The 14,111-nt window shown below is 42.0% G+C and carries 10 protein-coding genes; 5 read left to right on the plus strand and 5 right to left on the minus strand.

Features of this window, described 5'->3' with window-relative positions; translation table 11 throughout:
- Positions 1-21: 21 nt before the first annotated feature.
- A complete protein-coding gene (locus tag AC1DYB_RS10885) occupies positions 22-798 on the plus strand; it encodes an SDR family oxidoreductase (protein WP_477434799.1) in 777 nt (258 codons plus the stop codon).
- 209 nt (positions 799-1,007) lie between these two features.
- Here the strand turns inward: AC1DYB_RS10885 and AC1DYB_RS10890 are convergent, their stop codons facing one another.
- Entirely contained in the window at positions 1,008-1,208 is a 201-nt protein-coding gene (locus AC1DYB_RS10890) for a hypothetical protein (protein WP_295720675.1), read from the minus strand.
- A gap of 83 nt (positions 1,209-1,291) precedes the next feature.
- Here AC1DYB_RS10890 and ileS point away from each other — a divergent pair, with 83 nt between their 5' ends.
- Genes ileS through AC1DYB_RS10905 form a run of 3 tightly spaced genes read left to right on the plus strand, consistent with a single transcriptional unit; the run spans position 1,292 to position 5,665 of the window.
- Positions 1,292-4,675, plus strand: a complete 3,384-nt coding sequence (ileS, locus tag AC1DYB_RS10895) for an isoleucine--tRNA ligase (RefSeq protein ID WP_477434801.1) — start codon at positions 1,292-1,294, stop codon at positions 4,673-4,675.
- Positions 4,676-5,059: a TraR/DksA family transcriptional regulator gene (locus AC1DYB_RS10900; RefSeq protein ID WP_184547488.1), complete on the plus strand. Its 384-nt coding sequence runs from the start codon at positions 4,676-4,678 to the stop codon at positions 5,057-5,059. It begins immediately after the preceding gene.
- The gene (locus tag AC1DYB_RS10905; protein ID WP_295720673.1) at positions 5,060-5,665 is read left to right on the plus strand and encodes a lipoprotein signal peptidase; all 606 of its coding nucleotides are present in this window, start codon (positions 5,060-5,062) and stop codon (positions 5,663-5,665) included. It begins immediately after the preceding gene.
- 164 nt (positions 5,666-5,829) lie between these two features.
- Here the strand turns inward: AC1DYB_RS10905 and AC1DYB_RS10910 are convergent, their stop codons facing one another.
- Both AC1DYB_RS10910 and AC1DYB_RS10915 read right to left on the minus strand, forming a co-directional pair.
- Positions 5,830-6,231 carry a hypothetical protein gene (locus AC1DYB_RS10910; protein WP_295720672.1) on the minus strand — a complete coding sequence of 134 codons (402 nt, stop codon included), beginning with the start codon at positions 6,229-6,231 and terminating at the stop codon, positions 5,830-5,832.
- Positions 6,232-6,546: 315 nt separating this feature from the next.
- Entirely contained in the window at positions 6,547-8,091 is a 1,545-nt protein-coding gene (locus tag AC1DYB_RS10915) for a Do family serine endopeptidase (RefSeq protein WP_295720671.1), read from the minus strand.
- 190 nt (positions 8,092-8,281) lie between these two features.
- Here AC1DYB_RS10915 and dapF point away from each other — a divergent pair, with 190 nt between their 5' ends.
- The gene (gene dapF, locus AC1DYB_RS10920) at positions 8,282-9,067 is read left to right on the plus strand and encodes a diaminopimelate epimerase (RefSeq protein ID WP_477390676.1); all 786 of its coding nucleotides are present in this window, start codon (positions 8,282-8,284) and stop codon (positions 9,065-9,067) included.
- A 192-nt stretch (positions 9,068-9,259) separates the two neighbouring features.
- On the opposite strand, the gene AC1DYB_RS10925 is transcribed toward dapF, so the two are convergent.
- The gene (locus AC1DYB_RS10925; protein WP_477434804.1) at positions 9,260-10,795 is read right to left on the minus strand and encodes a RagB/SusD family nutrient uptake outer membrane protein; all 1,536 of its coding nucleotides are present in this window, start codon (positions 10,793-10,795) and stop codon (positions 9,260-9,262) included.
- A 25-nt stretch (positions 10,796-10,820) separates the two neighbouring features.
- Complete coding sequence (locus AC1DYB_RS10930) at positions 10,821-14,105, minus strand: SusC/RagA family TonB-linked outer membrane protein (protein ID WP_477434806.1); 3,285 nt, start codon at positions 14,103-14,105, stop codon at positions 10,821-10,823.
- Positions 14,106-14,111 lie beyond the last annotated feature (6 nt).

Here is a 14,111-nt window from a genome sequence, read left to right on the forward strand (position 1 = left end):
GATTTAAGGGAGGCGCTCTTTATGGATTTTAAACTCAACAACAAAGTAGCCGTTGTGCTTGCAGCAAGTAAGGGACTGGGCAAGGCAATTGCCACCACGCTATCTGCGGAAGGTGCAAAAGTGATCATTGGCTCGCGCGATGAGGCAGAGCTAACCAAAACTGCAAATGAGATAAAACAGCTTACCGGTAACGATGTGGTTGCCATACCTGTTGATGTTTCCAAAGCTGATGAGATTGATGCATTCATCACCAAAGCTGCTGCAACATTTGGGCAGATAGACATTTTGCTTAATAATGCCGGCGGTCCCCCGTTTGATAAATTTGAGAACTTTGATGACGAGAAGTGGCAAAAAGCTTTTGAGCTTAACCTGCTCAGTTTTGCGCGTTTAAGCAAACTGGTGCTGCCTCACCTGCAGAAAACCGGCAGCGGACGCATTATCAATATCATCAGTGGTTCGGTTAAAGCGGTATTGGGTAGCTCGGTGCTATCAACCAGCATGCGGATGGGCGTTGTTGGGATGGCTAAATTAATGGCCGATGAGTTTGGTCCTTACAACATCACTGTAAACAACGTGGCGCCGGGATTAATCCTTACAGACCGGATCAAACATACAATGCCCAAAGATGTGGACCCTGAACAGGCCATAAAAGACAAAGCTAAAAGCATTCCTCTTGGCAGGATAGGTAAACCCGAAGAGCTGGCAGCATTGGTTGCTTTCCTGGCATCAGAGCAGGCGGCCTATATCAGCGGAACTACTATCCAGGTAGATGGCGGGGCTAACAGGAGCATTTTTTAATTTCTGAACCGGGATTAAGCAGATTTATTCGATTTTTTGAATTTGATTTGCCTGTTTATCATTTAATTTCTGAACCGGGATTAAGCAGATTTATTCGATTTTTGGGATTTGATTTGCGTGTTTATCATGCCTCGTCCTTGAAGTAAGTTTATTAAAAAAATCGTGGCGTTCCCTTAATCTGATAAATCCCGGTTCAGACAAAAAAACACCTACTCTTTACTTTCTTTCATATAATCTATCAACAGGGTAATAATACTCACTATGCCTGCCATTGTTAAGCCGGTAGCGCCACCCTGCATAAACACTTTCCACTTTGAACCCTGCAACACGGGGATAGCCATTGATGCCGAAAACAGGATCACAGCTACCAGTAACATTAATATGGTACGCTTTACTTTATTATTTTTCACCCCTCTAAATTAAAAAAATCATTTATAAATTCTGTATTTTTGCAACCTCTTAAAAAAGAGGTGATAAACGGTAGAATATATACATGTACAAAGAATATAAGCAGTTAAACTTATCGCAGACAGGCAAAGAGATACTTGAGTTTTGGAAACAGAACAACATCTTTGAGAAAAGTATCAGCAGTCGCCCGGCAAATAACCCTTACACTTTTTACGAAGGGCCGCCGAGCGCAAATGGTATGCCCGGTATTCACCACGTAATGGCGCGCTCCATCAAGGATATTTTTTGCCGTTATAAAACACTTAAAGGTTACCAGGTTAAACGCAAAGGCGGCTGGGATACGCATGGTCTGCCTATTGAGCTGGCTGTTGAAAAAGCTTTAGGCATAACCAAAGATGATATTGGTAAAAAGATAACTGTTAAAGAATACAACGATGCCTGCCGCAAGGAGGTAATGCGCTATACCGATGTATGGAACGACCTGACCGAAAAAATGGGTTACTGGGTTGATTTGAATGATCCATACATCACCTACAAAAACGAATACATTGAAAGCCTTTGGTGGATACTGAAACAGCTTTATGATAAAGACCTTTTGTACAAGGGGTATACTGTACAACCATATTCTCCAAAATCGGGTACCGGCTTAAGCTCGCATGAGTTAAACCAGCCGGGCACTTATAAAATGGTGAAGGATACCACCATTGTGGCCCAGTTCAAGGTAAAACGCGATCAGGATTCTGCCTTTTTATTTGAAGGTGTAACTGCCGATTTATTCATACTGGCCTGGACAACCACCCCATGGACTTTACCCTCAAACTGTGCTTTAGCCGTTGGAGAGAATATTACCTACGTTAAAATAAACACTTTTAACCCTTATACTTTTGAGTCAATCTGCGTTGTTTTAGCAAAGGACCTGGTTAAAAAGTACTTTAAGGCCGAAGGCGAGAACGCATCTTTTGAAGATTACAAAGGCGGCGATAAAGTTATTCCGTGGACATTACTGGCAGAGTTTAAAGGCAGCCAGTTGTTGGGGATTCACTATGAGCAGTTAATGCCTTACGTAACCAATGCTGATCTTGAAAAAGACGCCTTTCGTGTAATTCCTGCTGATTTTGTTACTACAGAAGATGGTACAGGGATAGTGCACACCGCATCTGTTTTTGGTGCGGATGACTTTAGAGCCTGTAAAGAGAACAACGTGCCATCGGTAATGGTGAAAGATGAAAACGGCAAGGAAGTTCCATTAGTGAACAAGCAAGGCCGTTTTGTTGACGAGGTTACCGACTTTGCAGGATACTATGTTAAAGAAGAATATTATTCTGATGCTGAACGCGCGGAGAAGGATTTTAAACCTACCGACGTACTGATCTCTATCAAGCTAAAAACAGAGAACAAAGCATTCGACGTTAAAAAATACGAACACAGCTACCCTCACTCCTGGCGGTCAGATGAGCCTATTTTGTACTATCCCTTAGATAGCTGGTTTATCCGTACTACTGCGGTTAAAGACAAAATGGTGGCACTCAACAAAACCATCAACTGGAAACCAGAATCGACCGGAACCGGCCGCTTTGGTAACTGGCTGGAAAATTTGGTTGACTGGAACCTGTCGCGCTCACGCTACTGGGGTACTCCGCTGCCTATCTGGCGCGAAGAAAATGGTGGCGAAGAAAAATGTATTGGCTCCATAGCAGAGTTAAACGCCGAAATTGACAAGGCGATAGCTGCCGGCTTTATGCCCGAAGGCTTTAAGCTGGAAGATATGCACCGCCCTTATGTTGATGATGTGATATTAACTTCATCAACAGGTAATAAAATGTTCCGCGAGCCGGATCTGATTGACGTTTGGTTTGACAGCGGTGCAATGCCGTACGCCCAATGGCATTTCCCGTTTGAAAATAAAGAGGAATTTAAAAATGCTTACCCGGCAGATTTTATTGCCGAAGGTGTTGACCAAACCCGTGGCTGGTTCTTCACCCTGCATGCTATAGCCGTAATGCTAAGCGAGTGCAGCGATGAAGTAAAAGCTGTGAACGAAGAAGTTGGTAATGGCGGCGTCGCCTTTAAAAACGTAATCTCGAACGGTTTGGTGCTGGATAAAAACGGCAATAAAATGTCTAAACGCCTGGGCAATGGCGTTGATCCGTTTGAAACTATTGAGCAATTTGGTGCCGATGCCCCGCGCTGGTACATGATCAGCAATGCATCGCCATGGGATAACCTGAAGTTTAATACCGAAGGGATAGATGAAGTGAGGCGTAAGTTTTTTGGCACGCTTTACAATACCTATTCGTTTTTTGTGCTTTACGCCAATATTGATAAATTTAGCTACAGTGAAACCGAAATTGAGATAAGCAAACGCCCGGAGATTGACCGCTGGATAATATCGTTACTAAACACCCTTACCCTGGAGGTTGATGGTTTTTATGCCGATTTTGAACCAACCAAAGCTGCCCGTGCCATACAGGAATTTGTGGATGCGCATTTCAGCAATTGGTTTATCCGTTTAAGTCGCCGCCGTTTCTGGAGGTCTGATAACTCGGATGATAAGTTATCGGCTTATCAAACGTTATATACATGTTTAATTACCATTAGCAAATTAATGTCGCCTATAGCGCCCTTCTTTGCCGATCGATTATATAATGACCTTAACGGCGTTACCGGTAAAGAAGAATTTGAATCAGTTCACCTGGCTTATTTCCCAACCTACCATAAGGAGCTTGTTGATACCGACCTGGAAGAACGTATGAAACTGGCCCAGGATGTATCATCACTGGTGTTATCATTACGTAAAAAAATAGGTATCAATGTACGCCAGCCATTAAGTAAAATACTTTTACCTATATTGGATAAAGATTTTAAGGTGCATGTAGAGCAGGTAAAAGAACTGATATTATCTGAAACAAACATCAAAGATATTGAGTACATTACCGACACGGCAGGCTTCATTAAAAAGAAGATAAAACCTAATTTTAAGGCCCTGGGACAAAAGGTAGGTAAGGACATGAAAGCCGTAGCGGAAGCCATCAGCAACTTTACGCAGGAGGATATCGCTGAATTAGATGCAAATGGAAGCATTGGTGTACTTGATAATAAATATTTAATTGTTGATACTGATGTAGATATCATTGCGGAGGATGTACCAGGATGGCAAGTTGCAAATATGGGCAAACTAACCGTGGCTTTAGATGTTACCATAACCAACGAATTAAAACAGGAGGGTATAGCACGAGAGTTAATTAACCGGATTCAAAACTTACGTAAAGAAAAAGGATTAGAAGTAACCGATAAGATAAATGTAAGCATTAGCGATCACCCTTATATTGGCGAAGCGGTGAAAAACAATTTATCCTATATTTGCGCCGAAGTTTTGGCGGCGGGTATAGTGCTTGATAGTGAGTTAAATGAAGGTGATTTAGTCACCATTGATGGAAATGAAATTTTGATTGTTATTAGTAAAATATAAATGAAAGTAGAAAACGAAAAAACCAGATATTCTGAGTCAGACCTGCAGGAATTTAAAGCACTGATCCTGGATAAACTGCGTATTGCTAAAGAAGAATTGAACTCTCTTGCAACTTCATTAAGCTCGCCTAACGCGAACGGAACTGATGACACAGCAGGAACTTACAAAACACTGGAAGATGGCTCGGCCACACTGGAAAAAGAACAAATTAACCAGTTAGCCGCCCGCCAGAAAAAATTCATTGATCAGCTGGAAGCTGCTTTGGTGCGTATTGAAAACAAAACTTACGGTATTTGCCGCGAAACCGGCAAGCTGATCCCGAAAGAACGTTTACGTGCCGTTCCGCATACCACCATGACTATGGAAGCAAAATTGAAGCAATAAATGAAGGCAGCTTACACTAAACCTTTTTTAACTGCTGCATTTATTATTCTTGCCGACCAGATCATTAAGACCTGGGTAAGAGGGCACATGTACATGGGCGAAGAGATTCGCTTTTTGGGTAACCGCGGCATGTTGCACTATACCGAAAATAATGGCATGGCCTTCGGAATGGAATGGGGTGGCGATGCAGGTAAGCTGGCTTTAACGTTGTTTCGTATTTTTGCAGTTTGCGGTATTGTTTACAGTCTTGTATATCTTATAAAACATAAATACCACCGTGGGCTTATCATGAACGTATCGCTCATTTTAGCCGGAGCGGTAGGCAATATTATCGATTCAACGTTTTACGGTATTATGTACAAGTACGCTCCCTTATTTCACGGGCGCGTGGTTGATATGTTTTACTTTCCATTGTTAAAAGGCACTTATCCATCCTGGTTCCCGTTATGGGCAAATGAGCCCTTTGAGTTTTTCAGGCCGGTATTTAACCTTGCCGATTCGGCTATTTGTGTGGGAGTAATCATGATATTGCTATATCAGAAACGTTACTTTAAACACGAAGTGCCGGAAGTAAGCAGCCCGAATAGTGAAATGGTTGAAGAGTAAAAAAACTATATAATAACCAAAGAAGCCGCTTAAAGCGGCTTCTTTGGTTATATGGTGTTTCGGTAAAGTTGCAGCCTGTGGGGACACAGGCTGCGGCGATAATTGCTCTTTCCTTCTTCATTCGCGATCTGTGTSCACACAGATCGCGAATGAAGAAGGTCTCGTTATATCATCGAGGTTAGCTCTTTTTTTACCGATAGCTTGAAAGCTAAAACATCTAATTGTTTAAGAAGGCTATCTAATTGTACATGAAAGTCAAATAAGGGCACCTCCCCCTGTTCATAGTCTGCTATAAATTGTTTTAGGTTTTGCTCTATTTCATGTTTTATAGATACTATTTCTATCGGACTAAATAGACGACCTGTATTTGTATTATAATAATCCATAGAAACAAAAATGTCTTCAAGTTCAGATTCTATTTGCCGTATTTTCAATAAAGCATGTCTGTATGAATATAAATAATCAAGCTCTGTTGACTCTGCTTTGATTGGGTAGTTTTTCTTTCTTTTTCCGATTAAAAAAAATGATAGGATCGACGAGGCAATTAAAATGACGACGAAATTCATATTAGTTTTATTTTTTTATATTTCTTGTTTTGAGAAGAGAGATTTGGGGGAGGGCATGAACTGAAAATATTCCGTTCACCGCAAATTTACTGGCTAAATAAATTTCTTCTATAATTCATAGCTTAATCGTTAGTTGTAATCTTTTAGGAAATCTTATTACGGATGGATTTAATTTTGGTTGCTTAAAAAGCATTATTTATTATTGATTTAGTTTATATGTAATCGTTGTTGAAATAACCTGTTATTCTTAAACAAAAAAACCCGGCCAATCGCCGGGTTTTTTTGTATTTATCTAAAATCTGTACGTGTGGCAGCTTACTGTACCTGGAACATATTGTTAAAGTTTGTACCATCAGGATAGTAGCCAGATATAACCAGGTTACCATTACGCAGGTTGGTGATTACTTTATCAATATCGGCCACACTGTTGATAGGCGATTTATTGATGCTGGTAATAATGGAACCAACAGGAATTTCAAAGCTATCAAATACTCTTCCTTCGCGAACCTGGGTTACCTGAACTCCGGAGTTTACATGGAATTTGGCCTTTTGAGCCGGGGTTAAGGGTTGGAAACTTGCGCCCAGTTTGTTAAATAATTCCTCTGCCGACTTGGAAACAGCCGCCGTACGAATAGTTGGACTTGCATCTGCCTTAAGCGTTACCGCGAAGTTCTTTTCTTTTCCATCGCGAAGCACAGTAAGGTTTATTTTATCTCCGGGTTGCATGCGGCCAACATGTTCCTGTAGGTCTGATGATTCATAAACAGGTGTACCTTCTACTTTTTCAATGATGTCACCTTTTTGAATGCCAGCTTGCTGCGCGCCGCCGCCATCAACCAGTTCATTAACATATAAGCCGGTTGTGTTGTTGATGTTTAGTTTTTGCGCTACATCCGCATTAAGCTCGGTAAAGCTTACGCCAACAAATCCACGTTTTACCGAACCAAACTTTTTAATATCGTTCAATACTTTTTTGGCAAGGTTAACCGGGATAGCAAAGCCATAGCCTTCATATGAGCCGGTGTGCGAAGCTATCGCGGCATTGATGCCTATCAGCTCGCCTTTGGTATTTACAAGGGCACCACCGCTGTTGCCGGGGTTAATAGCGGCATCAGTTTGGATGAATGATTCAATAGCCTTGTTAAGCTTTGGTGCGGCTGACTGATTGCGGTTACGGCCAAACGGGCCGCTTTCGTCCTGGTTGTCCTCGCTGCCGATGATACCAATATTGCGGCCCTTGGCGCTTATAATGCCCGCGGTAACGGTTGATGTAAGGTTAAAAGGGTTACCAACTGCCAAAACCCACTCCCCTACGCGGGAATCGTCGGAGTTGCCTAATTTAACAATAGGCAAATTTGTAGCGCTGATTTTGATCAGGGCCAGGTCGGTACTCGGATCGGTACCTATCACTTTAGCCTGGAAGGTGCGGTGATCATTTGTTGCTACCGTAATTTTATCTGCTTTATCAACAACGTGATTGTTGGTTACAATGTAGCCATCTGTTGAGATGATAACACCGGAACCCGAGGCCATTTGCGGCCCTTGCGGACGCATACGCTGACCAAACATATCACCAAACATCTGCTCCAGCTGGTCCTTCTTGCTGTCACCTTCTGCCTGGCTGCTGTATGTTGTACGGATGTAAACCACCGCCGGGGTTACCGCCGCGGCTGCTTCCGTAAAATCAAGCGAACCGGTTGATGATACTACCGGGGCCGATGGATTACTGGTAAAGTAAACTTTTTGTTTGTCCTCAAAGCTTAGGTTATCCGCATATTTACTTTCGATAACTTTGTATGCACCTAAAGCCAGGGCTCCTCCTACAAAAGCGGTTAATAATGTTAAACCAATCTTTTTCATCTTTATATTTGCCTTTCTTTGTTTATGTGAATTAAATTTAACAGATCAAAATTAATACCATATAGACTACATAATCAATGATTAGTTATCAGGTTTTTTGTTAAAATTTGTTAAATTGTTTTTACTTAGCGGTATTGCTTGTCACAAAGGTTAGGATTAAGCTAAGTAGCTGATATTAAATGATGTTATTGTGAAGATACGATTTTTTAAATACCAGGGCGCAGGTAATGATTTTATATTGGTAGATAACCGCGAAAATGCGGTTGACCACAGCAATCCAAGGTTGATTGCGCGCCTTTGCGACAGGCGTTTTGGCGTTGGCGGAGATGGCATGATGTTCCTTCAAAATAAAGAGGGTTTTGATTTTGAAATGGTGTATTACAATGCCGATGGCCAGCCCAGCAGTATGTGCGGCAACGGCGGAAGGTGCATTGTAGCCTTTGCCAAATTTTTAGGCATCATTAAAAACGAAACGGAATTTTTGGCGGTAGATGGTCCGCATAATGCCAAAATTACAGACGAGGGCGACTGGGTGAGCCTACAAATGATTGATGTAAAGGAGCTAAAGACTGATTTGGATGCCTATGTACTTGATACCGGATCTCCCCACTATGTAAAACTGGTTGAAGACCTGGAGCACCGGGATGTTTTTCACGAAGGCAAGGCTATCCGTAATAATGCTACCTACCGCAAAAAAGGAATCAACGTAAACTTTGTTGAACCGATTGACGACGGATACTTTGTGCGCACTTTTGAACGCGGTGTAGAAGACGAAACCTTTGCTTGCGGCACCGGGGTAACTGCGGTGGCTTTGGCCATGGCCAGCCATAACCAGCTCATCGGTCATATTGATACGCCGATAAAAGTATTAGGCGGCAACCTCAATATCCGTTTTAATTACGATGGCAAAGTATTTACCGATATATTTTTAGAAGGGCCCGCGGTGCAGGTGTTTGATGGGGTGGTGGAGATATAAATTTGTTATTAAAAACAATCAGTTTAATAATATAAAGGCCATGCATTTGTTTGCATGGCCTTTAATGTTTAGGGTGTTAAAACTAAAAAGCCCCTTAGAAAATTATCTAAGAGGCTTTTGGTATTTGGAGGTGAGGCCGGTATTTTAGCAACCTGCTCCTTTCAATTAATAGGGGTATTTTGTAGCAAATGGTTAATAACCCGGATTTTGATACATCTTTAATGGGTCAAGCTTAACTTCATCAAACGGTATAGGATAGTAGCGATCCTTGGTACTAAAGTTTGATAATAAAGCCGAACCAAAGTTAGCCTGGGCTTTGCTTTTGAAATAGGTTACCAGCTCATCGGTGGTAAAAGCTCTCAGCAAATCAAACCAGCGGTGGTGCTCAAACGCCAGCTCAACACGGCGCTCATGTAAAATAGCCAGTTTAAGTGTTGGGAAGCTGGTGCTGTAGGCGCTATTAGTCATGGCTACAGCATAAGCAGGTACTCCTGCCCTTGCACGTACCATATCTAAAAACTGGATAGCTGTTGCATTGTCGCCAAGGTCATTATTAACTTCGGCCAGCATCAGTATAACATCAGCATACCTCATCAATACCCAATCGTTACCGCCGTAACCTAATTTGCCTGCTGCATCACTTACATCTCTGAATTTAGTTACAAACCAGTCCTTAACAATTGGATCATTTGCAAATTTAACCGAAAAGTCTTTCCGCGGATCGCCGGTTTCGTACTCATTGATCAGGTCATGTGTAACATTATAGCCTGCTCCCGATGAGGCTTTTTGCGAATTGATAGTTTCGCCTTTGGCCTGGTTGTTAGCCGCTATTGATGAACTATAGCTGATATCGCCCTGTTTGTTTACAATCTGGAAGATTAGCTCCGGGCAGGTTGATTTTTTAGTTACATCAAAAACATCGGTATAAGGAATGCTCTTTAGTTCGCCAAATGTGCGCATGTTGTAGGCGTTCATCAGGTATGTTTTGGCATTGGTAAGGTTAGTTTGGCGGTTAGCCTGATCTAATGTAGTAGCCATTGTTAAGTACACCTGGCCCAGCAATACATTGGCGGCTGCTTTTGATACCCTACCAATATTGGCACCACTTTGCAGGTTAGGCAGCGGGCTGTTGTTTATTACATCGGTTAAATCTTTTACAATCTGTGCATATACGGTAGCCTGTTTTTCGCGGAAAGTTGCTGCTGCAACTTCTGTAGATGCCAATTGTTTGGTCACCAATGGCACATCGCCCCAAAGGCGAACCAGGTGAAAATACATCATCGCGCGTAAAAATTTCGCTTCGGCGGTATACTGTAATTTCAAATTAGGATCTGTAAAAGATACGGCATCAATATGCGATAATACCACGTTGGCACGGGTAACAGTTGCATATAAAGATACCCAGTGGCTTTTTAAATAAGTGTTACTTGCAATCAGCGAGAAATTATTGAACTGGAACGGCTCGCCGGCGTTTGACTGGTTATCGTTTGTTCCAGTATCGTCAGAGCGCTGATCTGTCCACAGGTCACTGCTTTCGCCAATATTATTACCACTACGCAATGATTGGTAAATACCATTTACTGCTAATAATATATCATTGGGCGATTTAAAGTTGTCATCGACGGTAACGGCATTTGGATTGTTTTGATCCAAAAAATCTTTTTTACATGCCGGGCTTATGGCTACAAATGCTGCAAGGCAAATGATGGCTATTAATTTTTTCTTCATCTCTATATTCTTGTTAAAAAAACCATTAGAAAGTAACATTTACACCTAAATTATATGACCTAACCAATGGATAAGTACCATAATCAATTCCAGGTGCAAGGTTGGCTGGTTGTGTATTATTTGATGCCGCGCCAGAGTAGTTGTAATCAACCTCTGGGTTATAACCTTTGTATTTGGTAATAGTAAAGGCATTTACTACACTGGCAAATAAACGTGCTTTGCTAATACCCAGGGTATTTTGTAAAAAACCTGGAAGTGAGTAGCCAACGGTTAAATTGGTACAACGCAGGAATGAACCACTTTGCAGATAAAATGTAGATAAACGGGTGCTGTTACTTTGCGTACCACCACGTGATGCACGGTAAACTTTTCCGGCGCCAGGGTTTTCGGCATTTCTGTAACGATCGGCTACATCGGCATATTGGTTACCGGAGCCTTCCATGTTGTACAGGTAATAATCCTGGCCATCCAGTATTTTATTGCCTTGGGAGCCGTTAAAGGATGCACTGATGTCAAACTTTTTGTAGGTACTGTTTAAGGCAAAACCATAAGTGAAATTGGCATAAGGAGAACCGATAACTGTTTTATCAGCATCAGTTATTTTGCCATCGCCATTGGTATCAACAAAATACAGGTCGCCTGGTTTAACCGGATTGGTTGATGAAGCGGATGGGGCAACTTTACTGATATTTTCAGGAGTTACTATACCGCCCACTTTAAAGCCATAAAACATACCCACTGGCTGGCCCTGTGTGGTGATGTTGGTTAAGTAGGAGCGTTCTGCACCGTTAATGATAATGGTATTGTTACCCGGTAGTTTCACTACTTTATTACGGTTAAGCGAAATGTTACCGCTTACATTAAAGGTGAAATCCTTTGACTTCACTATTCTGCCATCAAGCTGAAGATCAAATCCTGTATTGCGGATCTTTGAATCGTGCAGATTGGTAAGGATGGTGGTGTTACCTGAAATAGCCGAGATTGGCTGATTATACAACAGGTTATAAGAGTAGCTTAAATAATAGTTGGCGATGATAGACAGACGGCCATTAAACAAGCCGATATCGGTACCAAAGTTATATTGTGAAGTTGACTCCCAGCTTAATTTCTGATCGCCTATAGGGCCTGCGTAAGTAGCCGTATTAACGGTGTTGTTGCCGAAGACCACACCTGTAGGGCTGGCAAGTGTTTGTTGATAACCATAGTTTGGAATGTTATAATTACCGCTTAAGCCCCAGCTTGCGCGGATTTTAACCGTTGACTGATCGCCAAGGAAGTTGTGATAAAACGGCTCTTCAGATACGTTCCATCCGGCAGCAACCGATGGGAAATAGCCATATTTGTTTAACGGGCCAAAACGTGATGAACCATCGGCACGGAAAGAGCCTGTTAAAAAGTATTTACCGGCGTAATTGTAGTTAACACGGCCAAGGTATGATAGCAAGGTATTAACAGATTTACCGGTATTTGAGTTTAATGTAAACAGACTGGCATCGGCACCTTTTGATGTAATTTCCTGAATATTATCATTCTGGAACCCTTTTGCAGAAACACTGATCAAATCGCTGGTGGTTTTTTGCGCTGTATAACCAGCCAAGGCGTCAATGTGATGTTTACCAAACTGCTTGTTGTAATTTAAGGTAAACTCGGCCAGGCGATCTAGCTGTGTAATAGTTTGGGCTGTTGCCGTTGCAGCAGCTATTGATTGTGTTGATCCGGGAGGGAAAGCGCCGCTGCTTAGGTTGGTTGGCAGGTAGTAATCATATTTTTCATTGTAGGTTTGCGTACCTAAATTGGCTTTAGCATTAAAGCCGGGCAATATGTTGTAAACTACGTTTGCATTATAAGTACTGCGATAACCTTTGCGGGTAATTTTTGTACGCTCGGCCAGGGCAACCGGATTTTCGATAGATTGGTAGCCGTATGCTGCCGCCTGTGAAGCTTCTGCATTGGTAGCCAATGAGCCGTCAGGATTATAGGCCGGTAAGTATGGCATATATATAAGTGCGCCAAGAACCGGTCCATGGTCAAAACGACCTTCCTGAACTTCTTTATTGGTGTTTTGAGTGTAGGCAACATTGGCTCCAACGTGTAATTTTTTACTTATGTCACCTTCAATATTGGTGCGAAAGTTAACGCGCTGCTGCCCTGTGGTATGTATAATACCATCCTGGTTTTGATATGCTCCGCTCACATAGTAATTGAAGCCGTTTGAAGCGCCAGAAAATGCCAGGTTATGTTTTTGAAAAAAAGCGTTGTGGTACAATTCATCCTGCCAATCGGTATTCACGGTTTGGTGAATTAATGATTGGTCGGCAAAATTATATAACCCGTCGGGAATACTTACACTGCCGGCATTGCTTACATTGGCAATACGGGTAGCATTGTTGTCAGAATACATGGCATCATTCCAAATGTGGCCTGTATTAACCCACAGATCATGATAAGTGTTATTGCGGCCATCAATTACCAACTGGGCAGCCTGGTCTGAGTTTAAAAGTTTTACCTTTTTTGCCAGCTGGTCCATACCTGTTTGCACGCTGTATTCAAACTTACCTTTACCTTCTTTGCCATGTTTGGTAGTTATTAAAACAACACCGCCAGATGCGCGTGAACCATAAATAGCAGCCGAAGCAGCATCTTTCAAAATGTCAATACTTTCAACATCATCCGGATTGATGAAAATGTCATTACCTGCAGGGTAACCATCTATAACATATAAAGGATCGGAACTGGCACTGAATGAACCAACTCCCCTAACCCTTATTTTGGGGCTTGTGTATGGTGCGCCACTTGTTTGCGATACCTGCACACCAGAAACCTTACCTACTAATGCCTGCCCAAGTGATGGAGCAGATAAGTTAAGATCGCTTGATTTAACGCTGGATATGGAACCGGTAACATCACTTTTGCGAATGGTTTGGTATCCAATGGCAACAACTTCGTTAAGCATGTTTGCTTTAGGCATCAACTTAACGTTAATGGTTTCTGAGCTACCAACAGTAACTTCCTGCTGCGTATAGCCAATAAAGTTAAATACCAGCACTGTACCTTCATTTGCAGCTATGCTGTATTTACCTTTGGCATCGGTTGCTGTGCCTTTATCGCTGTTTTTTATCCTTACAGATACGCCCGGTAAAGGCTGGTTGGTTTCGTCGGTTACGGTACCAGATATTTGAATTGCCTGGTTAATCGCAATTTTAATGGGGGTTGCAGCGTTTGAGTTAAACGCAGGTGCCATGATCATGAGGCAGATAAAAGGTTTTAGCAAAAACCTTCCAAAAAGATCACGGGTAATCTTTTTATTCATATTTTT

Source organism: Mucilaginibacter sp. P2_A4 (assembly GCF_056405015.1).